Raw genomic sequence first — 24,851 nt, forward strand, 5'->3', positions numbered from 1 at the left:
TATGTCGCAAACTGCCACACTGATTCTGACCCACGGTCAGATTCATACCCTCGATCGCGCGAATCCCCTGGCGGAAGCCGTGGCCATCGCCGACGGAAAAATTGTTGCTACCGGAAGCCACGATCGGATCATGAGCTTTGCCGCCGAGGGGACGCAAATCGTCGATCTCAAAGGGCATACGGTGATCCCGGGCCTCAACGATTCTCACCTGCACCTGATCCGCGGCGGGTTGAACTACAACCTTGAGCTCCGCTGGGAGGGCGTTCCCTCGCTGGCCGATGCCCTGCGAATGCTTAAGGATCAGGCGGATCGCACACCCTCTCCGCAGTGGGTGCGGGTGGTCGGCGGCTGGAGCGAATTTCAGTTCGCTGAGCGGCGGATGCCGACCCTGGAAGAGCTGAACGACGCGGCGCCCGATACGCCGGTGTTTGTGCTGCATCTCTACGATCGCGCGCTGCTGAACCGCGCGGCGCTGAAAGCCGTGGGTTATACCAAAGAGACGCCGGATCCGGTGGGCGGAGAGATCGTCCGCGATAGCCGCGGCAACCCGACCGGGATGCTGATCGCCAAACCGAACGCCATGATCCTTTACGCCACGCTGGCCAAAGGGCCGAAGCTGCCGCTGGATCTGCAGGTGAACTCTACCCGTCAGTTTATGCGCGAGCTGAACCGACTGGGGCTGACCAGCGCCATCGACGCCGGGGGCGGCTTCCAGAACTATCCGGAAGATTACGAAATTATCGAACAGCTGCACGCGAAAGATCAGATGACCGTGCGCATCGCCTACAACCTGTTTACCCAGCGGCCGAAGCAGGAGCTGGAGGATTTCGAACGCTGGACCGATATGCTGAAGCCGGGGCAGGGGACCGACTTCTATCGCGCCAACGGCGCCGGCGAGATGCTGGTGTTCTCGGCGGCGGATTTTGAAGATTTCCTGCAGCCGCGGCCGGATCTGCCGCAAGGCATGGAGGATGAGCTGGAGCGGGTGGTGCGCCATCTGGTGGAGCATCGCTGGCCGTTCCGCCTGCATGCCACCTACGACGAGTCCATCAGCCGGATGCTGGACGTGTTTGAGAAGGTGAACCGCGATATCCCGTTTAATGGCCTGCACTGGTTCTTCGATCATGCCGAGACCATTACCGAGCGTAACATTGAGCGGGTGAAGGCGCTGGGCGGCGGTATTGCGGTGCAGCACCGGATGGCCTTCCAGGGCGAATATTTTGTCGATCGCTACGGTAAAGAGGCGGTGAAACATACCCCGCCGGTAGCGAAAATGCTGGAACTGGACGTGCCGGTGGGGCTGGGCACCGATGCCACCCGCGTCGCCAGCTATAACCCGTGGACTGCGCTGTACTGGCTGGTCTCCGGGCGCACCGTTGGCGGGATGGCGATGTATGACGACGACAACCGCCTGCCGCGCGATGTCGCGCTGGAGCTGTGGACGGCGGGCAGCGCCTGGTTCTCCAGCGAGCAGGGCAAGAAAGGCCGTCTGGCCGCCGGTCAGCTTGCCGATCTGGTGGTGCTGTCGAAAGACTACTTCAGCGTCGCGGAAGAGGAGATCAAAGGCATTGAGTCCGTGTTAACGGTGGTTGATGGCAAAGTGGTGTACGCTGCCGGTCACTTTTCGCCGCTGGCGCCGCCGCCCATTCCGGTGCTACCGGAGTGGTCACCGGTGGTGAAGGTCCCGGGCCATTACCGTTCCGCTCCGCCGGCGGCGGCTAAAATCGGCGCCATGGTGCAGATGCACCAGTGCTGCGGCAGCTGCGGCGTTCACGGCCACCAACATGATATTGCGCGCAAGTCGTCGATTCCGGTCTCCGATGAGCAAGCTTTCTGGGGCGTGCTGGGCTGCTCCTGCTTTGCCTTCTGATACCTTGACGCCTCCGCCCCGGCAGCTTCGGGGCGGAGGTTTCAGCCGCAGGCCCGGCGTCAATAGCGCTGCTGTGAGCCAAAAAGCGCCATGCGGCGGGCAATCATCTCACGTACCGGCTGCAGTCCCTGGGTGATGACTTTCCGCGGATCGTTCACATCGTGCCCGGTATCGGCGGCAAAGATCGCTTTCACCTGCTGGCACCAGGCGTACATGTTTTCGGTATTGACGTTAATCTTGGCGGTGCCGCAGGCAATCGCCCGGCGCATATCCTCATCGGCAATACCGGTGCCGCCATGCAGCACCAGCGGGACCTTCACGCGCTCGGCTATGGCTTTCATCTCAGTAAATCCCAGTCGGGCTTTACCTTTATACAGACCATGGGTGGAACCCAGCGCGGCGGCGAGGCAATCCACCTGCGTTTCTGTCACCAGGGTGTAGCACTCTTCAGGATCGGCGTAAATGACCTCGGAGTTAACGATACCATCTTCACTGCCGGCGATGGTCCCCAGTTCGGCTTCCACGGAGATGCCCTTGCTGTGCGCCAGCGCCACCAGGTGGCGGGTGATGGTCAGGTTTTCCCTGAACGGCAGATGTGAACCATCAAACATAATGGAACTGAAGCCGGCAGCGATCGCGGCTTCGCAGGCCTCCTGGGTAGTGCCGTGATCCAGATGCAGAGCCACCGGAATATCAATATGTAAATAATCTATGGCATTAACCACAATATCATGAATACATTTTAGCCCGAGCATATGCTTAACCGTGCCGCCGGACACGCCCAAAATAACCGGTGAGCGGCACTGCTGGGCGGTGCTTAATACGGCGCCGACCCATTCCAGATTATTAATGTTGAACTGACCGACGGCGTAACCGTTCTTTAGGGCATGCTGAAGCATGTCCTTCATCGACACTAACATATTCACCTCTTGATATGTATTAAACGCAGTTATTCTTCAAAATATTGCTTTAAATTTCTCTCGTAGCTATTTAGCGAGTGGTGGACGACCGCCAGATCTGGCATCGATTCCCGTACCCCTTTTTTCTCAATAGAAATAGCGGCGGTCAGGCTGGCAAATAAAATAATATTATCTATATGCCACGAATAATGGACGCCATAGGTAAAGGCACCGTGAAAAACATCCCCGGCGCCGGTGGTATCAACGGCATTGCACAGCCAGGACGGGACGATCTGCAGCATACCGCTCTTTAAGAAGGCGCAGCCTTTTTCGCCAAGGGTAATAAACGCCTCGCCGCGGCAAATTTTATTCAGTTCAATCAGGGCCGCTTTAATGTCTGCTTCGGTGCTCAGTGAACGATAGCTCATATAATCGCGGGCAAAATGTTCGCTTACGACAAAATAGTCAGTCCAGGCCGCCAGTTTAATATTGCTGGCACGCAGTGAACCCCCGTCCATCACGACTTTGGCGTGGGGCAGTTTCTTGATTAAATATTCACTGATTTCTGCCTCATGGCCGTCAATTAAAATGGTGACCGGCTCCTCGCTGGCAATCAGCCGCTCGGCGAGGTCGTCCAGTTTGAGCTTTTGATCGTAGGTCAGGGAAGGTGGCGTTTGCATCTTGCGGGTAATAATCGTCCGCGAACCCGTTAAGCGATTGACCAGCACCGAGGCCAGCGGAGTGATCATGTCATCGGAAAAAACCACCTGGCTGGTATCCACGCCCGCTTCGGCAAACTCATCGATAATGCGCTGACCGTAAAGGTCCTGATGCAGATGACCAATGTAATAGACTTCCTCACCCCATAATCCTAGCAGCCATGCCGCATTGGCCGCTGGGCCGCCGCCGCTTTCTATAAAATCATGACAAAAGTTTTTGGTATTCTCCTGAGGCCATTCATTGAGAAAGAAAAACTGATCGAAACAAGCAAATCCAATGGACAAAATAGCCATAACCACTCCTGATTATTGGTCAGCGGCGGGAAGCCTGACCTCCCCGCCGGGAAAAATGACGTCGCTTATTCATTTTTCTGCTTCGCCGTGAGCTCCTCATAGCTGAGCGTATCGCCAACCACCCGTACGTGACGGAAACAGAAAGGCGCCAGCAGCGCGACGAGCAGCACCAGACAAATCAGGTAGATAGTGACCTGGCCAAACTGGGTGAAGGCGTTACCGATAATGATGCCCCATACCGCGAAGTCGAAATCGGCGAAGGTGCTGTTTTCAAACCCGAGGTTGCCGAGCGCCGGCAGCAGCATCGCCGGCAGGAAGGCGAGGAAGATCCCCCCGATAAAGGAGGCGATGATACATCCGCGCTTGCCGCCCAGCTTGTCGGCGAAGACGCCGGACGTGCCGCCGCAGAAGAAGTGCGGCACCATGCCGGGAATAATCAGCGCCATGCCCAGCCCGCCGAGCAAGAGCATCCCGACCAGCCCGCCCACGAAGGAACTGATGAATCCCACCACCACGGCGGTGGGGCTAAAGGTGAAGAATACCGCGCAGTCAACGGCCGGGATGGAGTCCGGTATCAGCTTCTGGCTGATGCCCTGGAATGCCGGCACCAGATCGCCGAGGATCAGCCGCACACCGTTGTACACAATGGCCACGCCAACGGCGAATTGCAGGCCGGTCAGCACCGAGAAGATCAGCATGTTTTGGTCGGTGATGGTGCTCAGGTATGCCGACCCGGCGACAGCGCTGCAGATAAAGTAGATAACAAACATCACGATACCGGTGGTGACGGTGGTATCGCGCAGAAAGCCCCACTTTTCTGAAATTTCGGTATCCGCGAAGGAATTTGCCGGATTGCCGGTCCGGCTGGCGATCCATGCCGAGAGGTAGTAGCCGAGGGAGCCGAAATGACCCATGGCGATCCCACCGTCTTCCGTGACCTGCTTGGTGTAACGCTGACCAATCGCGGGGGAGATGGCCGACCATGACCCCAGCAGGAATCCGCCGATCAGGATCAACATCCAGCCATGGAACTCCGCCGCCTGCAGGACAGCGGAAAACAGGCAGGCGAGGAAGAACGAGTGATGGCCGGTCAGAAAGATATATTTATACTTGGTACAGCGGGCGATAATCAGGTTGAAAATAAAGCCTAACAGCAAAATACTCATGGTTTCCACGCCCAGCATCTTCTGGGCGACGGAGACAATGGCTTCATTGTTTGGAATAACGCCGCGGATATTAAACCCGGCCTCGATAATACCGCCCAGCGGGTTGAGATTGGCAACGATAACGCCTGCGCCAGCGCTCAACATTAAATAGCCTAGAATCGGTTTTAATGTGCCGGTAAGGAGTTTGTTACCGGGGGAGCGCAGCGCCACTAAACCGACAAAAGCAATCAGCCCCATTAAAAAAGCAGGTTGACTGAATATTTCCGCTAAGAAACTAAGAATAGCCTGCATGGTCGTTCCCTCTATGTTAATTAAGAGTGATTCGCCGCAATTTTGGTCAGCGCGTCGGTAATATCCTCGGCGATTTTCGCTTTATGGACATAGCTGCGAATGATGGCGACATGACAGTGGGCTGGAAATTGATTTGCCAGTTCTTTGATCGTGACGTAAAGGTCGGCTTTTTCGCCGACGGCGTTAGCAAAATCGACCGAGGCGACGTCCGCTTTGATACCTAATTCTTCACAGATCTTTTTGACATTATTCGCAGCCATCAATGAACTGCCAATACCGTTACCACAAACTGTTCTGATAACTAACATAATGACTACTCCATTTGTTTTTGGATGAAATGTAAGACTGAATTCACGTCATTTTCCTGCTGAAGGAAGGTCACAATATCTGACTCGATCAGCGAGGCTATCAGTTGGATCATTTTGATATGACTGTCAGCGTCCGCGCCGGCGATAGCGATGATCACGGTAACCGGATCGAACTCATCGTGGCCGAAGGAGATTGGCGTGGCGGTGGTGACAAGCGAAAATCCGGTTTGCAATGCCCCTTTTTCCGGCCGGGCGTGCGGCATGGCAATCCCGTCGTCTATGACGATAGCGGCGCCGAAATCTTCATATACCGTCAGCATCTCGTTGACATATTCGACGCTGCAAATCTGAAGCCTGGCGAGTAATGAACCCGCCAGTTCGATGGCCTCTTCCGCACGGGAAATATTCTGCTTAAGGGCGATTAACGACGGGTCAAAAATAATTTCCATCCTCAGCTCCTGAACGTATTCCTGTTCCTGAGTAAAATCATGACTAAATACATTGATGAAAATGATGGATGAGATCACATCCGGGGTTTTAAATATTGATGGGGATCACATCGACGGCAAAGTACCGGCAGAAAACGATATAAATAATTTATTTATTTTTCAGTGGGTTATGAAGGCTTTGTATTTTGATGCTGAAATTTGACAGAGAAAAAGTGAGAGGTAGGGCGAATTTTTTTGGCAGAAGTGTATCTCTGGTCACAAATATCGGCGGGTCATTTTCTTAAATTTTGACACCGCTAACAAAAAAGGCCCGCCTGAGCGAGCCTTTTATTAAAACGCCTGCCGATTACAGGCTGGAGACGTTTTCGGTCAGGTATTTTGCTACGCCTTCCGGAGAAGCAGCCATACCTTCTTTTCCTTTTTCCCACTGCGCCGGGCAGACTTCGCCGTGCTCTTCGTGGAACTGCAGCGCGTCAACCATACGCAGCATTTCGTCGATGTTACGGCCCAGCGGCAGGTCGTTAACCACCTGGTGGCGTACCACGCCGTTAGCGTCGATCAGGAAAGAGCCGCGCAGCGCTACGCCTTCGTCCGGATGCTCGATACCGTAAGCTTTCTGGATTTCACGTTTGATGTCAGCAACCATCGCGTATTTAACCGGGCCGATACCGCCCTGGTCTACCGGGGTGTTACGCCATGCGTTGTGAACGAACTCGGAGTCGAAGGAAACGCCAACCACTTCCACGCCGCGTTTCTGGAATTCTTCGTAACGTTTGTCGAACGCGATCAGCTCAGACGGGCACACGAAGGTGAAGTCCATCGGCCAGAAGAACAGAACGGTAGGTTTACCGTTGGTGTGCTGTTTGAAATTGAATTTCTCAACGATCTCACCATTACCCAGCACAGCGGCTGCAGTAAAATCCGGCGCTTGACGAGTGACCAGAACCATTTGATTCTCCTGTAATTACTAAGGTTATTTGGAACGCAACGCGGGCAAGTATAGAGCCTGGCCGCTAATAACACAAAGAGGCGCTGACAATCGTTCAGCCAGCTTTTACCTATCAATCACGTGGCTATTACAGCTGTTTGTTTTCTGCCAGGCGCATCATTTGCGGATAAAAGCGCCAGAACTGCCCCTCCAGCTGGTCGTAGTGGGTATCCAGATCCTGCCAGGAATCGCGTAGGGCGTCGAGACGCGGACGGCGGCTGGCCATGCCGTTAAGCACGCGCTGAATAAAATCCATCTCCTGATAGCGCTCCAGCCAGCGCTCCGACCACAGGTACTGATTCAGATTGACGAAGCGTGGCGGCGAGTCAGGCAGGATGGGGACGATCTGCTGCTCGGCGTAGCGCACGAACTCGTCCAGCGGCAGGTCAGGGGAGAGCTGCGCCCAGTGCTGCGACAGGAAATGATCCCACATGACATCGAGGGTGATGGGGGCGACGCGACGGGTTTGCGGGCGAAACCACTCCCGCGCCTCTTTGACTTCCGCCAGGTTGTCAGTCATCACGTCAATCCGGCGATGCATATAGATGCCGTCGATGATCTCCGCCGGATAGTCGCCCTGCGGGTTGCCGCGCACAAAATCGGCCATCAGGTTGCCGGGCAGCGAGCTGTCGGCGAGATGGGCGAGGTGCAGGTGGGCGAGAAAATTCATAAAACGACATCCTTTAAATACGAGCGGGCAGGTGGAATCACCGATGTTGCGCTGAACGGCGCCTCGGTGTCCGCATGGCATGCTGCCTGGCTGCGCGCGGCACCTTTGCCACCGGTAAGGCATTCGGTTGCCGCATGGCGGCATTCGGAATGATTTGGAATATAGATTATGTCATTCATCCGGAGGGGTAAAGGTTGCAGGCGGAACGCCCCGGCACTAGACTACCCGCCTCTTTATTCAGTCTGAGTTACCGTCATGCGCGTTACCGATTTTGCTTTTGAACTACCCGAATCTCTGATCGCCCACTATCCGATGCCTGAGCGCAGCAGCTGCCGCCTGCTCTCCCTGGACGGGCCGACGGGCGCGCTGACGCATGGCACCTTCACCGACATCCTCGATAAGCTCAATCCCGGCGATCTGCTGGTGTTTAACAACACCCGGGTGATCCCGGCGCGTCTGTTCGGCCGTAAGGCCAGCGGCGGCAAGATTGAAGTGCTGGTGGAGCGGATGCTGGATGATAAGCGCATCCTGGCCCATATTCGCGCCTCAAAAGCGCCGAAGCCGGGCGCCGAGCTGCTGCTGGGCGATGACGAGAGCATTAAGGCCACGATGCTGGCGCGTCATGGCGCGCTGTTTGAAGTGGAATTTAACGACGAGCGTCCGGTGCTGGAGATCCTCAACGGGATCGGCCATATGCCGCTGCCGCCCTACATTGACCGCCCGGACGAAGACGCTGATCGCGAACTCTATCAAACCGTCTACGGCACCAGGCCGGGCGCGGTAGCCGCCCCGACCGCCGGTCTGCACTTCGACGAACCGCTGCTGGACAAACTGCGCGCCAAAGGCGTTGAGATGGCGTTTGTCACCCTGCACGTGGGGGCGGGGACTTTCCAGCCGGTGCGCGTCGACAGCATTGAAGAGCACACCATGCACTCTGAATATGCGGAAGTGCCGCAGGAGGTGGTCGATGCGGTGCTGGCGGCGAAAGCGCGCGGCAACCGCGTGATTGCGGTAGGCACCACCTCGGTACGCTCGCTGGAGAGCGCGGCGCAGGCGGCGAAAGACGCCCTGATCGCGCCGTTCTTCGACGATACGCAGATTTTCATCTACCCGGGTTATCAGTACCAGGTGATCGATGCGCTGGTAACCAACTTCCATCTCCCTGAATCCACACTGATTATGCTGGTGTCGGCGTTTGCGGGTTATCAGCACACCATGAACGCCTATAAGGTGGCGGTGGAGCAGAAATATCGCTTTTTTAGCTACGGGGATGCGATGTTTATCACGTACAATCCGCAGGCTATTTCTGAGCGTCCCTGACAAGGCCGGCCCGCCGGCGTTTTGGACGCCATGACGCATTTTTTAGCCACGGAATCATTCCGTGGCGAGTATGAAAACGTCGGACTGTTTTTCTGACGCAGGAGCAAGCATGAAATTTGAACTGGATACCACCGACGGTCGCGCCCGCCGCGGTCGCCTGGTGTTTGAGCGCGGCGTGGTGGAAACACCGGCCTTTATGCCCGTTGGCACCTACGGCACCGTCAAAGGGATGACGCCGGAAGAAGTGGAAGCCACCGGCGCGCAGATTATTCTCGGCAACACCTTCCACCTGTGGCTGCGCCCGGGTCAGGAGATCATGAAGCTGCATGGCGATCTGCACGATTTTATGCAGTGGAAAGGACCGATCCTTACCGACTCCGGCGGCTTCCAGGTGTTCAGCCTTGGCGATATCCGTAAGATCACCGAGCAGGGCGTCCATTTCCGCAACCCGATCAACGGCGATCCGATTTTCCTCGATCCGGAAAAATCGATGGAGATTCAATACGATCTCGGTTCCGACATCGTGATGATCTTCGACGAATGTACGCCGTACCCGGCAGACTGGGATTACGCCAAGCGCTCGATGGAAATGTCTCTGCGCTGGGCCAGGCGCAGCCGCGACCGTTTCGATAGCCTTGGCAATAAAAATGCGCTGTTCGGCATCATTCAGGGCAGCGTTTACGAAGATTTACGTGATATCTCGGTGAAAGGTCTGGTAGAGATTGGCTTTGATGGCTACGCTGTCGGCGGTTTGGCGGTCGGTGAGCCGAAGGAAGACATGCACCGTATTCTGGAGCACGTCTGCCCGCAGATCCCGGCCGATAAACCACGATACCTGATGGGCGTCGGGAAGCCGGAAGATCTGGTGGAAGGGGTACGTCGCGGTATCGATATGTTCGACTGCGTCATGCCGACGCGCAACGCGCGTAACGGCCACCTGTTCGTCACCGACGGCGTGGTGAAAATCCGCAACGCGAAGCACAAAAGCGATACCGCACCGCTGGACGCCGAGTGTGATTGCTATACATGTCGCAATTATTCACGCGCTTACTTGCATCACCTCGACCGTTGCAACGAAATATTGGGCGCGCGTCTCAATACCATTCATAACCTGCGCTACTATCAGCGTTTAATGGCTGGTTTACGCAAGGCTATCGAAGAGGGTAAATTAGAGAGCTTCGTGACCGATTTTTACCAACGTCAGGGGCGCACCGTGCCTCCTTTGAACGTTGATTAATTTTAATAATGAGGGAATTTCAATGAGCTTTTTTATTTCTGATGCGGTAGCGGCAACGGGTGCACCGGCGCAGGGCAGCCCGATGTCTCTGATTCTGATGCTGGTGGTGTTCGGTCTGATTTTTTACTTCATGATCCTGCGTCCACAGCAGAAGCGCACCAAGGAACACAAGAACCTGATGAACTCCATCGCCAAAGGTGATGAAGTGCTGACCAACGGCGGTCTGGTCGGTCGCGTGACCAAAGTAGCGGAAACTGGCTACATTGCTATCGCGCTGAACGATACCACTGAAGTGGTTATCAAACGTGACTTCGTTGCTGCCGTTCTGCCGAAAGGCACCATGAAGGCGCTGTAATCTAACTTTTCCCAAAGGGAACTGCCGTGTTAAACCGTTATCCTTTGTGGAAGTACGTCATGCTGGTCGTCGTCATTGTCGTCGGCCTGATCTATGCGCTTCCCAACCTGTATGGTGAGGATCCGGCTGTTCAAATCACTGGCGCGCGCGGCGTCGCCGCCAGTGAGCAAACGCTGATCCAGGTCCAGAAAACTTTACAAGAAGAAAAAATAACCGCGAAGTCTGTGGCACTGGAAGAGGGCGCTATTCTTGCGCGCTTCGACACCACTGATACCCAGCTGCGTGCGCGTGAAGCGCTGCTTACCGTGCTGGGTGACAAATACGTCGTGGCGCTAAACCTTGCTCCGGCAACCCCACGCTGGCTGGCGGCACTCTATGCCGAGCCAATGAAGCTGGGTCTTGATCTGCGCGGCGGCGTGCACTTCCTGATGGAAGTCGACATGGACACCGCGTTAGGCAAACTGCAGGAACAGAACATCGACAGCCTGCGCAGCGAACTGCGTGACAAAGGCATTCCTTACGCGACCGTGCGCAAGGAAGACAACTATGGTCTGAGCATCGTCTTCCGCGACAGCGCGGCGCGCGACCAGGCTATCTCTTATCTCAGCCCTCGCCATCGCGATCTGGTGATTTCCTCTCAGGGTGACAACAGCCTGAAAGCGGTGATGACCGATGAGCGCCTGAAAGAAGCCCGTGAGTACGCGGTTCAGCAGAACATTAACATTCTGCGTAACCGTGTGAACCAGCTGGGCGTCGCCGAACCGCTGGTTCAGCGTCAGGGTGCTGACCGCATCGTGGTTGAGCTGCCGGGTATCCAGGATACCGCGCGGGCGAAAGAGATCCTTGGCGCAACCGCGACCCTCGAGTTCCGTCTGGTCAATACCAACGTGGACCAGTCCGCCGCTGCCTCTGGCCGCGTGCCGGGCGACTCGGAAGTGAAAGAGACGCGTGAAGGCCAGCCGGTGGTGCTGTACAAGCGAGTGATCCTGACCGGTGACCATATCACCGACTCGACCTCCAGCATGGATGAGTACAACCAGCCGCAGGTCAACATCTCGCTGGACAGCGCGGGCGGTAATATCATGTCTAACTTCACCAAGGACAATATCGGTAAGCCGATGGCGACCCTGTTCGTGGAGTATAAAGACAGCGGTAAGAAAGACGCTAACGGTCGCGCTATCCTGGCGAAAGAGGAAGAGGTGATTAACATCGCCAACATCCAGTCGCGTCTGGGTAACAGCTTCCGTATCACCGGTATCAGCAACCCGAACGAAGCACGCCAGCTGTCGCTGCTGCTGCGTGCCGGCGCGCTGATTGCCCCGATTCAGATCGTCGAAGAGCGGACTATCGGCCCAACCCTTGGTATGCAGAACATCAAGCAGGGTCTGGAAGCCTGTCTGGCCGGCCTGGTGGTCTCTATCCTGTTCATGATCCTCTTCTATAAGAAGTTCGGTCTGATTGCGACCTCGGCGCTGATTGCCAACCTGGTGCTGATTGTCGGCATTATGTCCCTGATCCCGGGGGCGACGCTGACCATGCCGGGCATCGCGGGTATCGTGTTAACCCTTGCGGTGGCGGTCGATGCTAACGTTCTGATCAACGAGCGTATCAAAGAAGAGCTGAGCAACGGGCGTACCGTTCAGCAGGCGATTGACGAAGGTTATCGTGGCGCGTTCAGCTCGATCTTCGACGCCAACGTGACGACGCTTATCAAAGTGATCATCCTGTACGCAGTCGGTACCGGTGCCATTAAAGGGTTTGCGATTACCACCGGTATCGGTATCGCGACCTCAATGTTTACCGCTATCGTCGGCACCCGTGCCATCGTGAACCTGCTGTACGGCGGCAAGCGCGTTAAAAAGCTGTCTATCTGAGGAGTGCGTTGTGGCACAGGAATATACTGTTGAACAATTGAACCACGGCCGTAAAGTCTGGGACTTTATGCGCTGGGACTACTGGGCCTTCGGCATTTCAGGTTTTCTGCTGATTGTGTCGATCGCCATCATCGGCGTCCGCGGCTTTAACTGGGGGCTCGATTTCACCGGCGGTACGGTGATCGAGATTACCCTTGAGAAGCCGGTCGATCTGGACCAGATGCGCGACTCCCTGCAGAAAGCGGGCTTTGAAGAGCCGCAGGTGCAGAACTTTGGCAGCAGCCGCGACATCATGGTACGTATGCCGCCGGTGCATGACGCCAACGTCAGCCAGGAACTGGGCAGCAAGGTCGTGACGGTGATTAACGAATCGACCAGCCAGAATGCGGCGGTGAAGCGAATTGAGTTTGTCGGCCCGAGCGTCGGCGCGGACCTCGCGCAAACTGGCGCCCTGGCGCTGATTGCCGCGCTGGTCTGTATCCTGATCTACGTCGGCTTCCGCTTCGAATGGCGTCTGGCTGCCGGGGTGGTTATCGCCCTGGCGCACGATGTGGTGATCACCATGGGCGTACTGTCGCTGTTCCATATCGAGATCGACCTGACCATTGTGGCCTCGTTGATGTCGGTTATCGGCTACTCGCTGAACGACAGTATTGTGGTATCGGACCGTATCCGTGAAAACTTCCGTAAGATCCGCCGCGGTACGCCGTACGAGATCTTCAACGTGTCGTTGACCCAGACGCTGCACCGTACCTTGATCACCTCCGGGACCACCCTGATGGTGATCCTGATGCTGTTCCTGTTCGGCGGCCCGATTCTGGAAGGCTTCTCGCTGACCATGCTGATCGGTGTCTCCATCGGTACGGCTTCCTCTATCTACGTCGCCTCTGCGCTGGCGTTGAAACTGGGTATGAAGCGCGAGCATCTGCTGCAGCAGAAGGTCGAAAAAGAAGGGGCGGACCAGCCGTCTATTCTGCCGTAATCCGGTTCAGTTGAGATAAAGCCATCCCGGCCCAGGCGGCCGGGATTTTTTTGTCCGCGATAAAACCTGCTGACAGTATGCTGTCAGGAGCCCTCCCATACACTCCTTCTGAACTCACTAACGAGCAGGAGGAAGTATGAATAACGTGATTAACTGGTTTGAAATTCCGGTCGCCGATATGGATCGCGCCGTCGCGTTTTATGAGCCGGTGATGCAGGTGACGCTGCGTCGCGAAACCATGGACTGCGCCGAGCTGGCGGTGTTCCCGCATCAGGATCCGGCCCCTGGCGGCGCGTTGGCCAAATTTGAGGGTATCGCCCCTTCAGCGCAGGGCGCTATTATTTATCTGCATACAGACCATCTTGCCGCCACCCTGGACCGCATTGCCTCGGCGGGTGGGGCGTGTGTTTTCGGGCCGCTGACGCTGCCGAATGATATTGGCACCATCGCGCTGTTTACTGACAGCGAGGGCAACCGCGTCGGCCTGCACCAGCCGGCTTAACCTAAACGTTTTGTGAAGTGAGACATGACCCGACGCGCCGACCGTTTATTTCAGATTGTGCAGATCCTGCGCGGCAGGCGGCTCACTACCGCCGCGCTGCTGGCGGAGCGGCTGGGCGTGTCGGAGCGCACCGTGTATCGCGATATTCGCGATCTCTCCCTCTCCGGCGTGCCGGTGGAGGGCGAGGCGGGGAGTGGTTATCGCCTGCTGGCGGGCTACGATCTGCCGCCGCTGATGCTGACCACCAAAGAATCCGAAGCGCTGATCGCCGCGATTCGGTTGCTGAAAACCTGGGGCGGTGAGGCGCTGTCGCAATCGCTGGAATCCGCCCAGGAGAAGATGCTGGCGATCCTGCCGGAGGCGCGCCGGCGCCAGGCGGAGCAGACCCGCCTGTTTGCCCCCGATCTCGGTGCCCATCGTTATGCCAAAACCTATTTTGACGTCATTCATCAGGCGGTCTCCGGCCAGCAGGTGCTGCAGTTGCGCTATCAGGATGAGTCTGGCCGGGTAACCGAGCGCGACGTGCTGCCGCTGGGGCTGTTTTTCTGGGGGGAGCGCTGGCTGCTGGTGGCCTGGTGCGAGCTGCGTAATGATTATCGTAACTTTCGCCTCGACCGTTGTCTGGCGGTCAGGGCGACCGAGCGTCGATTCAGCGAGTGTGCCGATCGCTCGTTAAGCGATTTTCTGCGCAAAGTGCGGTGCGACGTGTGGGAGAAATAAAAACGCCCGGCTGGCCCGGGCGCTGTCTTGCTGTATCCGCAATTAGAAGTTGTAACCGACCACGAAGTAACCACCCCAGCCGGTCGAGCGGACGCTGAAATCGCCATCGCCGAAGTTCAGCTTGGCATCGTCAGCCCACTGGCCGCCGTTATGGAAGTAACGGGCCACCACCGAGTAGTGCCAGTGCGCGTAGTTCAACGCCAGGATGTGGCTGGAGGCGATGGAGTTGCTGGTGCGCGCGTGCTTCCCGTTCAGATCGTAGAAGTTGTCATCGCCGAGATCAGAACCCCAGTCGAAGTTGGTGAAACCGATGTAGCTCAGCGAGCCGCCCCACAGGTCGGTCAGCGGCACGAAGTATTTCACTTTGAAGCGGTAGCCGTCCCACTCGTTTTCGTTGGACGCGCCGTAGTTCTGCCACTGGTATTTGGCGTAGACGTTCAGTGACAGGCTCATCGGCAGGCCGGTATCGATATCGGTACCCAGACCCATATACCAGGTGCTCTGCTCCTGAGAGTCGTTACGGCCCATATCGTAGATATAGTTGTTCGCGAAGTACCACTCTTTGAACGGCCCGAAGCTCAGATCGGTATTGGTCAGCTTATCGATAGAGAAACGCGGTTCGATCTCCATAAACAGCGGCGAGCCGTTGTTCCAGATACCTTTTGCCGTGCTGTTGCCGCCGAAGAATACCGGGGCATCGATATAGCCGTAGAAATCAAACCAGTCTTTTTTGGCGAACGCTTCATATTCAAGGTAGGTATCGTTACGGATCTGCGGTCCAAAACGGGTGTGGTAGCTGCCCACCACGTTAACACTCTGGTGCCACCAGTCAGACAGGTACTGCGGTTTATCGTTTTCTGCCGCGCCCGCAGTAAAAGAAGTGGAGAGCGCCACAACCGCACCCGCTGCCAGTAATGTTTTTTTCATAGTAATGCCACTGTTTAAATTGAGCCTGAAGGCGTTAAAAGAAGTGCCGAAGCGTTTCTAAATATTTCGTCTTTCTGTGGGGGTCTATTATAGGAATCATTGCTCACAAAAATACGTGTTGTTTCACATAACCAGAACATGCGTAATCGATTGCGTTCACGATTCTATGCATTTCTTGACAAAATGCTACTGAAAATCGCCATACAGAACGATTTCTAATGAACTCTTGTGAAAAGTTGTAAGTGGATAAGAAAGACGGGGCTGGAGGTAGCCGGGCGGGGGAGGGCCCGGCGTGAAGATTTACTGTGCGGCGGCGGGCTGGATATCGTGGACGCGAATAAAACCGACTTTGTCGGGCGTCACGTTCAGACGCAACGGGATATCCACATCGCTGGGGGCGAGGATGCTGGCCGGGGCGCTAATCAGCTGATCCTGAACATTGACTTCCTGATAGCTGTGGGTGGTGCCGGTGATCTGCCCGGAGGCGACGGTGGCGGTAAAGGCCGGCAGCGGATCGTTGGATTCACCCTGAATGCGTAAAGTCAGGCGTGACCCGTCGCCGTCCGGCGTAATGCTGCCCACCGACATGCGCAGGGTGCCGATCTGGCTCTCCAGCCGCGCCGGGGTTTTGGCCTCCGGCAGCAGATAGACGCCGCGGGTGGATTTGGCGTTCAGCGCGTTTTGTTGGGTGATTTTGATCGTTTGCTGATTGAGCTGGGTCATCTCCTGGCTCAGGGTACTCACGCTCTGGTGCATCTGGCGGATTTCGCTTTGCTGGGCGCAGGCGGTCAGGGTAAACAGGCTGCCCGCGATGGCGAGTTTCAGGTAACGTCTTGTCATGGTCAGGATTCCGTTTGCAGAGGATGCTTAATGGTAGCCAAACCGCCTGCCACTCTCATAGATCCTTTGTCTCAAAAGCTCTTTCTTTGTAGTCAGGTCACTTCGCGGTAAACTACCCTTCAGTTTAACTACCTGTCAGGACGCGCTATGCATTGCCCTTTCTGTTTCGCCGTGGATACCAAAGTGATCGACTCTCGTCTGGTGGGGGAAGGCTCTTCCGTGCGTCGCCGTCGGCAGTGCCTGGTCTGTAATGAACGCTTTACCACCTTCGAAGTGGCGGAGCTGGTGATGCCCCGGGTGGTGAAGAGTAACGATGTGCGTGAACCCTTCAACGAAGACAAGCTGCGCAGCGGGATGCTGAAAGCGCTGGAGAAACGTCCGGTTAGCGCCGATGACGTGGAAATGGCGGTCAACCATATCAAAACCCATCTGCGCGGCACCGGCGAGCGCGAAGTGGCCAGCAAAATGATTGGCAATCTGGTGATGGAGCAGCTGAAAAAGCTGGATAAAGTCGCCTATATTCGCTTTGCGTCGGTCTATCGCAGCTTTGAAGACATCAAAGAATTCGGCGAAGAGATCGCCCGCTTACAGGACTAAGCCATGCAGGACGAAATGTACATGGCGCGAGCGCTGAAGCTTGCCGCGCGCGGACGCTTTACCACCCATCCTAACCCTAACGTTGGCTGCGTCATTGTGAAAGACGGCGAGATCGTCGGCGAGGGCTTTCACTATCGCGCCGGCGAGCCGCACGCCGAAGTGCACGCGCTCCGCATGGCCGGCGAAAAGGCGCAGGGCGCCACCGCCTACGTCACCCTTGAGCCCTGCAGCCACCATGGCCGTACGCCGCCGTGCTGCGATGCGTTGATCGCCGCCGGCGTTAGCCGCGTGGTCGCTGCGATGCAAGACCCAAACCCGCAGGTGGCGGGGCGCGGTCTGTATCGTCTGCAGCAGGCCGGTATTGACGTCAGCCACGGGCTGATGATGAACGAAGCGGAAGCGCTGAATAAGGGCTTCCTGAAGCGGATGCGCACCGGTTTTCCCTGGGTGCAGCTGAAGCTGGGCGCCTCGCTGGACGGCCGCACGGCGATGGCCAGTGGTGAAAGCCAGTGGATCACCTCCCCGCAGGCGCGACGCGACGTGCAGCGTCTGCGCGCCCAAAGTCATGCCATCCTCACCAGCAGCGCCACCGTGCTGGCGGACGATCCTGCGCTGACCGTGCGCTGGCAGGAGCTGAGCGCGGATACTCAGGCGCTGTATCCCGAAGAGAATTTGCGCCAACCGCTGCGCGTCGTCATCGACAGTCAGAACCGCGTCACGCCTGAGCACCGTATTGTGCAGCAGGCAGGAGAAACGCTGTTTGCCCGCCTGCGTGCGGATGAGCGCCAGTGGCCGGAAAGCGTTCGTACGCTGCTGGTGCCGGAACATAACGGCCATCTCGATCTGGTGTTGCTGATGATGCTGCTTGGCAAACAGCAGGTGAACAGCGTCTGGGTGGAGGCGGGAGCGACGCTTGCCGGGGCGCTGCTGCAGGCTGGCCTTGTCGACGAGCTTATCGTCTATATTGCGCCTAAACTGTTAGGCAATGCGGCGCGTGGATTATGCGCGCTGCCGGGGCTTGAAGAACTGAGCCAGGCACCCCATTTCAAATTCAATGAGATACGTCAGGTTGGCCCGGATGTCTGCCTGCATTTAACCACTGCGTGAGGCTTTCCTGATTATTAGGAAGCAGCGCTCAGAATAATATGATAAAATCCGCCCCCCTTGCGGGGCACATGAACCCGAAGGAAGAGTATGAACATTATTGAAGCTAACGTTGCTACCCCGGACGCTCGCGTCGCCATCACCATTGCGCGTTTCAACAACTTTATCAATGACAGCCTGCTGGAAGGTGCGATTGACGCCCTGAAACGCATTGGTCAGGTAAAAGATGAAAACATCACCGTTGTTTGGGTTCCAGGCGCGTATGAGCTGCCGCTGGCGGCTGGCGCACTGGCGAAAACCGGTAAATATGACGCGGTGATCGCGCTGGGTACGGTGATCCGCGGCGGTACTGCCCACTTTGAATATGTGGCTGGCGGTGCCAGCAATGGCCTGGCGCATGTCGCTCAGGACAGCGAAATCCCGGTAGCCTTTGGTGTTCTGACCACTGAAAGTATTGAACAAGCCATCGAGCGCGCTGGCACCAAAGCCGGTAACAAAGGCGCAGAAGCTGCGCTGACCGCGCTGGAAATGATTAACGTATTGAAAGCCATCAAGGCCTGATTTTTGTAAGGGGAATTCCGTGAAACCTGCTGCTCGTCGCCGCGCCCGTGAGTGTGCCGTCCAGGCGCTCTACTCCTGGCAGTTGTCCCACAACGACATCGCTGATGTCGAATACCAGTTCCTGGCGGAACAGGACGTAAAAGATGTAGATGTTCTGTATTTCCGTGAACTGCTGTCCGGAGTGGCGACTAACAGCGCGTACCTCGACGGCCTGATGAAGCCCTACCTGTCCCGTCAGCTGGAAGAGCTGGGCCAGGTGGAAAAAGCGGTGCTGCGTATCGCGCTGTTTGAGCTGTCCAAACGTGACGACGTACCGTATAAAGTGGCCATCAATGAAGCTATCGAACTGGCGAAAACCTTCGGCGCTGAAGATAGCCATAAGTTCGTCAACGGCGTGCTGGACAAAGCGGCTCCGGTAATTCGTCCCCGCAAAAAGTAAACGCCAGGCCGGGCTTTGCAGGATATCATCCAGCGAACCCGGCCTTATTTTTTTCTTTGCTGAGGCATAACGTATGGCATGCGGCGAATTTTCCCTGATTGCCCGTTATTTTGATCGCGTTAAAAGCGCCCGCCTTGATGTTGAAACCGGCATCGGCGATGACTGCGCGCTCCTGAATATCCCCGAGAAAAAAACGCTGGCAATCAGCACCGACACCCTGGTGGCGGGCAATCACTTCTTACCCGATATCGACCCTGCCGACCTCGCTTATAAAGCGCTGGCGGTGAACCTGAGCGACCTCGCGGCGATGGGCGCGGAACCGGCGTGGCTCACGCTGGCGCTGACTTTGCCAGAGGTGGATGAAACCTGGCTGGAAGCCTTTAGCGACAGCCTGTTTGTCCAGCTGGACTATTACGATATGCAGCTGATTGGCGGTGATACCACCCGTGGCCCGCTCGCCATGACGCTGGGTATTCACGGCTTTGTGCCGCCAGGGCGCGCCATGAAACGCGCTGGCGCGAAGCCAGGAGACTGGATCTATGTCACCGGCACCCCGGGAGACAGCGCCGCCGGCCTGGCGGTGCTGCAGAACCGGCTGACGGTGGATGAACCGTCTGACGCCGACTACCTGCTGGCTCGTCATCTGCGCCCGATGCCGCGCGTGCTGCAGGGTCAGGCGCTGCGTGACCTGGCGACATCGGCTATCGATCTTTCCGACGGCCTGATCTCCGATCTGGGCCATATTCTTAAAGCCAGCGGCTGCGGCGCGCGCATCGATCTCGATGCCATGCCGTATTCCGACGCGATACTGCGCCAGGTGGAGCCCGAGCAGGCGCTGCGCTGGGCGCTCGCCGGCGGGGAAGATTACGAACTGTGCTTTACCGTACCGGAGCTGAACCGCGGGGCGCTGGACGTGGCCCTTGGCCATCTTGGCGCGCGTTTTACCTGTATCGGACAGATTGCGCCGGAGAGCGAAGGGCTGCAATTTATCCGCGATGGTAAGCCGGTCGCGCTTGATTTAAAGGGATACGATCACTTTGCGTAGTCGAGACGAGGCGTTACGCCGCCTGAGCATGCGTAACCCGTGGCATCTGCTGGCGACTGGCTTTGGCAGCGGCTTAAGCCCGGTGGTACCGGGGACGATGGGGTCGCTGGCGGCGATCCCGTTCTGGTATCTGATGACCTTTCTCCCCTGGCAGCTCTACTCGCTGGTGGTGATGATGAGCATCTGTATTGGCGTCTATCTGTGCCATCGCACGGCCAAAGATATGGGCACCCATGACCACGGCAGTATAGTCTGGGATGAGTTTGTCGGGATGTGGATCACCCTGATGGCGTTGCCGACCCTGGACTGGCAGTGGGTGGCCGCTGGCTTCGTGATTTTCCGTATCTTCGATATGTGGAAGCCGTGGCCGATTCGCTGGTTTGACCGCAATATCCACGGCGGAATGGGGATTATGGTCGACGATATCGTCGCCGGCGTGATCTCGGCCGGCGTGCTGTATGTCATTGGCCATCACTGGCCCATCGGTCTGCTTTAATCGTCTCTCCCCGGTAGCATCATGCTGCCGGGGAAACCACACTTGTTACTTAAATCCCACCACCGGATGCGGCTGATACGGCGCCTCCAGCTTGTCGATCTGTTCCGGAGAAAGCGTCAAATCCACCGCCTGCAGCAGGTCGTCGAGCTGTTCCTGACGCGATGGACCGATAATCGGCGCGGCAACGCCAGGTTTACTTAACAGCCAGGCGAGGGCGACCTGGGCGCGGCTGGCGTCGAGTTCTTCCGCCACGTCCGCGAGATTCCCGGCGATCTGCGCGTCGTTTTCTTCGCTGGTGCTGTAAAGCGTTTTGCCGAACTCATCCGAAACCAGCCGGGCGGTGGTCTCTCCCCAGGGGCGGGTCAGTCTGCCGCGCGCCAGCGGGCTCCACGGGATCACCGCCACGCCGTTGTGCTGACACAGTGGCAGCATCTCATTCTCTTCTTCCCGGTAAATCAGATTGTAGTGATCCTGCATGGTGACAAAGCGCGCCCAGCCGTTCTGCTGCTGGAGCGCCAGCGCCTGGGCAAATTGTCGGGCATGCATGGACGAGGCGCCGATATAGCGCGCTTTGCCGGCTTTCACCACCTCGTCCAGCGCTTCGAGGGTCTCTTCAATCGGGGTGGTATAGTCCCAGCGGTGGATCTGCAGCAGGTCGACATAGTCCATCCCAAGACGGCGCAGGCTGTCGTCGATGGAGCGCAGGATCTGCGCCCGGGAAAGCCCTTCCGCCAGATCGCCGACCTGGTGATACACTTTGGTCGCGACAACCACCTCATCACGGCGGGCAAAGTCGCGCAGGGCGCGGCCAACGATCTCTTCACTGCTGCCGTCGGAGTAGCTGTTTGCGGTATCGAAGAAGTTGATGCCGCCTTCAATAGCGTGCTGGATAAGCGGGCGGCTGCTCTCTTCCGGAAGCGTCCAGGCGTGTCTGCCGCGGTCCGGCTCGCCGAAGGTCATGCAGCCGAGGCAGAGTCGGGAAACCCGTAAGGCAGTATCACCGAGGGGGATATAGTGCATAGTGCGCTCCTGCTATTCATCAAGGGTATCCCTTAAGCATAGCAGGAGCGGAAGGGGCAATTATGCCAGCCAGTCGCGGATTTTGGCTTCAATACCGGCGGCATCAAGGCCGAGGTCGGCGCGGATCTCTTCCTGAGTGCCCTGAGGAATAAAATAATCCGGCAGGCCAATATTGAGCACCGGTACCGCCCGGCGATGGGCCATCAGCACTTCGTTCACGCCGCTGCCGGCGCCGCCCATGATGGCGTTCTCTTCCAGCGTCACCAGCGCGTCGTGTTCGCCGGCCAGCTGCAGGATCAGCGCCGTATCCAGCGGCTTCACAAAGCGCATATCCACGAGGGTCGCGTTGAGTTTATCCGCTACCGCCGCGGCTTCCGGCAGCAGGGTGCCAAAGTTGAGGATCGCTATTTTCTCGCCCTGACGTTTCACTACCCCTTTGCCGATCGGCAGCGATGCCAGCGGCTCGAGCGTCGCGCCGGTGCCGCTACCGCGCGGATAGCGCACGGCGCAGGGGCCGTCGCTGTAATGGTAGCCGGTATGCAGCATCTGGCGACATTCATTTTCATCGCTCGGGGTCATCACCACCATATCCGGAATACAGCGCAGGAAGGAGAGATCGAACGCTCCCTGATGCGTCTGGCCGTCTGCACCGACAATCCCGGCGCGGTCGATAGCAAACAGCACCGGCAGCTTCTGGATAGCCACATCGTGGATCACCTGATCGTAGGCTCGCTGCAGGAAGGTGGAGTAGATCGCCACCACCGGCTTGTAGTCGCCAATCGCCAGCCCGGCGGCGAAGGTGACCGCATGCTGCTCGGCAATGGCGACGTCAAAGTACTGATCGGGGAATTTCTTCGAAAACTCCACCATCCCTGAACCTTCGCGCATCGCCGGCGTGATCGCCATCAGCTTGCTGTCTTTGGCCGCCGTTTCGCACAGCCAGTCGCCGAAGATTTTCGAGTAGGAAGGGAGACCGCCGCTGCTTTTGGGCAGTACGCCGCTGGTATGGTCGAATTTTGGCACCGCATGGAAGGTGATCGGGTCTTTCTCGGCAGGCTCATAGCCGCGGCCCTTTTTGGTCATAATATGCAGGAACTGCGGGCCTTTCAGGTCGCGCATGTTCTTCAGCGTGCTGACCAGACCGAGCACATCGTGGCCATCGACCGGCCCGATGTAGTTAAAGCCCAGCTCTTCAAACAGCGTGCCCGGCACCACCATCCCTTTGATATGTTCTTCGGTTCGTTTAAGCAGCTCTTTAATCGGCGGCACCCCGGAGAAGACCTTTTTACCCCCTTCGCGCAGGGTGGAGTAGAGCTTGCCGGAGAGCAGCTGCGCCAGATGATTGTTCAGCGCGCCAACGTTCTCGGAAATCGACATTTCATTGTCATTCAGCACCACCAGCAGGTCGGGTTTGATATCCCCGGCGTGGTTCATCGCTTCAAACGCCATGCCGGCGGTGATCGCCCCGTCGCCAATCACGCACACTGCGCGCCGCTGCTTATCCTCTTTCGCGGCGGCGATAGCCACCCCGATACCGGCTGAAATGGAGGTCGAGGAGTGGCCGACGCTCAGCACGTCATACTCGCTTTCACCGCGCCACGGGAAGGGGTGCAGGCCGCCTTTCTGGCGAATGGTGCCGATTTTGTCCCGGCGGCCGGTCAGAATTTTATGCGGGTAGGCCTGATGGCCGACGTCCCAGATCAGGCGATCGAACGGCGTGTTATACACGTAGTGCAGCGCCACGGTCAGTTCCACCGTGCCGAGGCCAGAGGCAAAGTGACCGCTGGAGCGGCTGACGCTGTCCAGCAGATAGCGCCGCAGCTCATCACACAGCTTCGGCAGGCTCTCTTTTGGCAACAGGCGCAACTCCTGGGTGGAATCTACCAGCGCCAGGGTCGGGTATTTGGCAATATCAAAACTCATCAGAGACTCATTTATTGTTTATTTATCGCGCTGAATAATGTAATTCGCGAGCGCTTCCAGTGCCGAAGTATCCAGAGATTGTGCGGCCAGCTCATCTAACGACCGGCGGGCATCAGCGATCAGGTCGTGCGCTTTCTTCCGGGCTTGCTCAAGACCCAGGAGGGCGGGATAGGTGCTTTTACCCAATTGCTGGTCGGCACCCTGACGTTTGCCAAGGGTCGCAGTATCCCCTACCACGTCGAGAATGTCATCCTGGACCTGGAAGGCAAGACCGATATTTTCCGCATAGCGATCCAGCGCGGGCAGGGCAGCGCGGCCGCGTTCGCCGGCGCTCAGCGCCCCCATCCGGACGGCGGCGCGGATCAACGCCCCCGTTTTGTGGCGATGGATACGCTCCAGCGCCTGCAGATCCACCTGCTGTCCTTCCGCCTCCAGATCCAGCGCCTGGCCGCCGCACATACCCGCCACGCCGCTGGCCTGCGCCAGTTCGGAGACCATCGCCAGCCGGTCCCGATCAGAGACGTCGGCCATCGGCGCATCACTCAGTATAGAGAACGCCAGCGTTTGCAGGGCATCTCCCGCAAGAATTGCGTTGGCTTCGCCAAATTTAATATGACAAGTCGGCAGTCCGCGACGCAGATCGTCATCATCCATCGCCGGCAAATCATCATGCATCAGGGAATAAGCATGAATACATTCGACCGCCGCGGCGGGGGCATCGAGCGTGGTGCGGCTGACGCCGAACATCGCGCCGGTGGCATAGACAAGGAAGGGGCGCAGGCGTTTACCGCCTAAGAGTGCGCCATAATGCATCGCTTCCACCAGCGGAGTGTTCTGAAAGGGCTGCGGCGCGATAAAACGGCGCAATGCCCCATTAGCCTGTTCCACACAGGCCTGCAATTGTTGCGGGAAATCCATTTTATTCAGCGTCCGGCGTAAAAGGCGTGGTCGGGGAATCTTCACTATCCGCCAGCAGGATCTGCACGCGCTGTTCGGCCTTCTGCAGCTGACTTTGCCCCTGGCGCGCCAGCTGTACGCCGCGCTCAAATTCGCTTAGCGCTTCCTCTAACGGCAAATCGCCGCTTTCCAGACGGTTAACGATCTGCTCCAGTTCGCCCAGAGCAGTTTCAAAGCTGGCCGGGGCCTCATTTTTCTTTGGCATAGTGAATGTAGACTCTTGTTATGTCGCGACGGCAATACCGGGTATGGTAACGAAGTCACGCGTGTAAGCAAATAACGCGCAATGGTGATATAC

At 57.3% G+C, this 24,851-nt stretch carries 29 protein-coding genes; 16 read left to right on the forward strand and 13 right to left on the reverse strand.

The window, feature by feature from the left end; genetic code table 11:
- The first annotated feature begins 1 nt into the window (after position 1).
- Positions 2–1,870, forward strand: a complete 1,869-nt coding sequence (locus SPE70_RS05190; protein ID WP_012968842.1) for an amidohydrolase — start codon at positions 2–4, stop codon at positions 1,868–1,870.
- Between the two features lie 59 nt (positions 1,871–1,929).
- On the opposite strand, the gene fba is transcribed toward SPE70_RS05190, so the two are convergent.
- The 5 genes from fba to SPE70_RS05215 form a co-directional block, all read right to left on the reverse strand.
- Positions 1,930–2,784 carry a class II fructose-1,6-bisphosphate aldolase gene (gene fba / locus SPE70_RS05195; protein ID WP_162493339.1) on the reverse strand — a complete coding sequence of 285 codons (855 nt, stop codon included), beginning with the start codon at positions 2,782–2,784 and terminating at the stop codon, positions 1,930–1,932.
- Between the two features lie 35 nt (positions 2,785–2,819).
- Positions 2,820–3,782 (reverse strand): carbohydrate kinase family protein, encoded by a 963-nt coding sequence (locus SPE70_RS05200; protein WP_008805365.1) that lies wholly within the window; start codon positions 3,780–3,782, stop codon positions 2,820–2,822.
- 65 nt (positions 3,783–3,847) lie between these two features.
- Positions 3,848–5,239 carry a PTS ascorbate transporter subunit IIC gene (locus tag SPE70_RS05205; protein WP_012968840.1) on the reverse strand — a complete coding sequence of 464 codons (1,392 nt, stop codon included), beginning with the start codon at positions 5,237–5,239 and terminating at the stop codon, positions 3,848–3,850.
- A 20-nt stretch (positions 5,240–5,259) separates the two neighbouring features.
- On the reverse strand, positions 5,260–5,547 hold the full coding sequence (locus SPE70_RS05210) for a PTS sugar transporter subunit IIB (RefSeq protein WP_012968839.1): 288 nt from the start codon (positions 5,545–5,547) through the stop codon (positions 5,260–5,262).
- A gap of 5 nt (positions 5,548–5,552) precedes the next feature.
- Positions 5,553–5,996: a PTS sugar transporter subunit IIA gene (locus tag SPE70_RS05215; protein ID WP_136047489.1), complete on the reverse strand. Its 444-nt coding sequence runs from the start codon at positions 5,994–5,996 to the stop codon at positions 5,553–5,555.
- 55 nt (positions 5,997–6,051) lie between these two features.
- Here SPE70_RS05215 and SPE70_RS05220 point away from each other — a divergent pair, with 55 nt between their 5' ends.
- The gene (locus tag SPE70_RS05220) at positions 6,052–6,198 is read left to right on the forward strand and encodes a hypothetical protein (protein ID WP_164875683.1); all 147 of its coding nucleotides are present in this window, start codon (positions 6,052–6,054) and stop codon (positions 6,196–6,198) included.
- A 144-nt stretch (positions 6,199–6,342) separates the two neighbouring features.
- Here SPE70_RS05220 and SPE70_RS05225 read toward each other — a convergent pair whose 3' ends face one another.
- Positions 6,343–6,945: a peroxiredoxin gene (locus SPE70_RS05225; RefSeq protein WP_004178733.1), complete on the reverse strand. Its 603-nt coding sequence runs from the start codon at positions 6,943–6,945 to the stop codon at positions 6,343–6,345.
- Between the two features lie 127 nt (positions 6,946–7,072).
- A complete protein-coding gene (gene acpH, locus SPE70_RS05230; RefSeq protein ID WP_008805369.1) occupies positions 7,073–7,654 on the reverse strand; it encodes an ACP phosphodiesterase in 582 nt (193 codons plus the stop codon).
- 74 nt (positions 7,655–7,728) lie between these two features.
- Here acpH and SPE70_RS05235 point away from each other — a divergent pair, with 74 nt between their 5' ends.
- The 8 genes from SPE70_RS05235 (at position 7,729) to SPE70_RS05270 (ending at position 14,644) form a co-directional block, all read left to right on the forward strand.
- Positions 7,729–7,845: a hypothetical protein gene (locus SPE70_RS05235; RefSeq protein ID WP_004218831.1), complete on the forward strand. Its 117-nt coding sequence runs from the start codon at positions 7,729–7,731 to the stop codon at positions 7,843–7,845.
- 64 nt (positions 7,846–7,909) lie between these two features.
- Positions 7,910–8,974: a tRNA preQ1(34) S-adenosylmethionine ribosyltransferase-isomerase QueA gene (gene queA, locus SPE70_RS05240; RefSeq protein WP_002890390.1), complete on the forward strand. Its 1,065-nt coding sequence runs from the start codon at positions 7,910–7,912 to the stop codon at positions 8,972–8,974.
- A 109-nt stretch (positions 8,975–9,083) separates the two neighbouring features.
- The gene (tgt, locus tag SPE70_RS05245) at positions 9,084–10,211 is read left to right on the forward strand and encodes a tRNA guanosine(34) transglycosylase Tgt (protein WP_060876171.1); all 1,128 of its coding nucleotides are present in this window, start codon (positions 9,084–9,086) and stop codon (positions 10,209–10,211) included.
- A 22-nt stretch (positions 10,212–10,233) separates the two neighbouring features.
- Complete coding sequence (yajC, locus tag SPE70_RS05250; RefSeq protein WP_002890398.1) at positions 10,234–10,566, forward strand: preprotein translocase subunit YajC; 333 nt, start codon at positions 10,234–10,236, stop codon at positions 10,564–10,566.
- A gap of 26 nt (positions 10,567–10,592) precedes the next feature.
- The gene (gene secD / locus SPE70_RS05255; RefSeq protein WP_008805370.1) at positions 10,593–12,440 is read left to right on the forward strand and encodes a protein translocase subunit SecD; all 1,848 of its coding nucleotides are present in this window, start codon (positions 10,593–10,595) and stop codon (positions 12,438–12,440) included.
- Between the two features lie 10 nt (positions 12,441–12,450).
- On the forward strand, positions 12,451–13,422 hold the full coding sequence (gene secF, locus SPE70_RS05260; RefSeq protein ID WP_008805371.1) for a protein translocase subunit SecF: 972 nt from the start codon (positions 12,451–12,453) through the stop codon (positions 13,420–13,422).
- Positions 13,423–13,558: 136 nt separating this feature from the next.
- Positions 13,559–13,924 (forward strand): VOC family protein, encoded by a 366-nt coding sequence (locus SPE70_RS05265; protein ID WP_012968837.1) that lies wholly within the window; start codon positions 13,559–13,561, stop codon positions 13,922–13,924.
- A gap of 24 nt (positions 13,925–13,948) precedes the next feature.
- Complete coding sequence (locus SPE70_RS05270; RefSeq protein ID WP_008805373.1) at positions 13,949–14,644, forward strand: helix-turn-helix transcriptional regulator; 696 nt, start codon at positions 13,949–13,951, stop codon at positions 14,642–14,644.
- Positions 14,645–14,686: 42 nt separating this feature from the next.
- Here SPE70_RS05270 and SPE70_RS05275 read toward each other — a convergent pair whose 3' ends face one another.
- Positions 14,687–15,571 carry a nucleoside-specific channel-forming protein Tsx gene (locus SPE70_RS05275; protein ID WP_004204836.1) on the reverse strand — a complete coding sequence of 295 codons (885 nt, stop codon included), beginning with the start codon at positions 15,569–15,571 and terminating at the stop codon, positions 14,687–14,689.
- 300 nt (positions 15,572–15,871) lie between these two features.
- Positions 15,872–16,411: a SadB/YajI family lipoprotein gene (locus SPE70_RS05280; RefSeq protein WP_008805374.1), complete on the reverse strand. Its 540-nt coding sequence runs from the start codon at positions 16,409–16,411 to the stop codon at positions 15,872–15,874.
- Positions 16,412–16,558: 147 nt separating this feature from the next.
- Here SPE70_RS05280 and nrdR point away from each other — a divergent pair, with 147 nt between their 5' ends.
- The 6 genes from nrdR to pgpA all read left to right on the forward strand — a co-directional run bounded on the left by nrdR (position 16,559) and on the right by pgpA (position 20,653).
- On the forward strand, positions 16,559–17,008 hold the full coding sequence (gene nrdR, locus SPE70_RS05285; RefSeq protein WP_002890417.1) for a transcriptional regulator NrdR: 450 nt from the start codon (positions 16,559–16,561) through the stop codon (positions 17,006–17,008).
- 3 nt (positions 17,009–17,011) lie between these two features.
- A complete protein-coding gene (gene ribD / locus SPE70_RS05290) occupies positions 17,012–18,115 on the forward strand; it encodes a bifunctional diaminohydroxyphosphoribosylaminopyrimidine deaminase/5-amino-6-(5-phosphoribosylamino)uracil reductase RibD (protein ID WP_016160372.1) in 1,104 nt (367 codons plus the stop codon).
- Between the two features lie 87 nt (positions 18,116–18,202).
- Complete coding sequence (ribE, locus tag SPE70_RS05295) at positions 18,203–18,673, forward strand: 6,7-dimethyl-8-ribityllumazine synthase (RefSeq protein WP_001021161.1); 471 nt, start codon at positions 18,203–18,205, stop codon at positions 18,671–18,673.
- Between the two features lie 19 nt (positions 18,674–18,692).
- Positions 18,693–19,112 (forward strand): transcription antitermination factor NusB, encoded by a 420-nt coding sequence (gene nusB / locus SPE70_RS05300; RefSeq protein ID WP_008805376.1) that lies wholly within the window; start codon positions 18,693–18,695, stop codon positions 19,110–19,112.
- 73 nt (positions 19,113–19,185) lie between these two features.
- The gene (thiL, locus tag SPE70_RS05305; RefSeq protein ID WP_012542699.1) at positions 19,186–20,157 is read left to right on the forward strand and encodes a thiamine-phosphate kinase; all 972 of its coding nucleotides are present in this window, start codon (positions 19,186–19,188) and stop codon (positions 20,155–20,157) included.
- A gap of 28 nt (positions 20,158–20,185) precedes the next feature.
- A complete protein-coding gene (pgpA, locus tag SPE70_RS05310; protein WP_004204830.1) occupies positions 20,186–20,653 on the forward strand; it encodes a phosphatidylglycerophosphatase A in 468 nt (155 codons plus the stop codon).
- Positions 20,654–20,698: 45 nt separating this feature from the next.
- Here the strand turns inward: pgpA and SPE70_RS05315 are convergent, their stop codons facing one another.
- The 4 genes from SPE70_RS05315 to xseB are packed head-to-tail and all read right to left on the reverse strand — an operon-like array spanning position 20,699 to position 24,758.
- Positions 20,699–21,673, reverse strand: a complete 975-nt coding sequence (locus SPE70_RS05315; protein WP_016160373.1) for an aldo/keto reductase — start codon at positions 21,671–21,673, stop codon at positions 20,699–20,701.
- 60 nt (positions 21,674–21,733) lie between these two features.
- Positions 21,734–23,596 carry a 1-deoxy-D-xylulose-5-phosphate synthase gene (gene dxs, locus SPE70_RS05320; protein ID WP_016160374.1) on the reverse strand — a complete coding sequence of 621 codons (1,863 nt, stop codon included), beginning with the start codon at positions 23,594–23,596 and terminating at the stop codon, positions 21,734–21,736.
- An 18-nt stretch (positions 23,597–23,614) separates the two neighbouring features.
- The gene (ispA, locus tag SPE70_RS05325) at positions 23,615–24,514 is read right to left on the reverse strand and encodes a (2E,6E)-farnesyl diphosphate synthase (protein WP_008805381.1); all 900 of its coding nucleotides are present in this window, start codon (positions 24,512–24,514) and stop codon (positions 23,615–23,617) included.
- Position 24,515: 1 nt separating this feature from the next.
- Complete coding sequence (gene xseB, locus SPE70_RS05330) at positions 24,516–24,758, reverse strand: exodeoxyribonuclease VII small subunit (RefSeq protein WP_002891398.1); 243 nt, start codon at positions 24,756–24,758, stop codon at positions 24,516–24,518.
- Positions 24,759–24,851: the final 93 nt, after the last annotated feature.

The sequence above is a fragment of the Klebsiella sp. ZJOU C1 genome, from assembly GCF_035620215.1.
Taxonomy (GTDB): domain Bacteria; phylum Pseudomonadota; class Gammaproteobacteria; order Enterobacterales; family Enterobacteriaceae; genus Klebsiella; species Klebsiella variicola.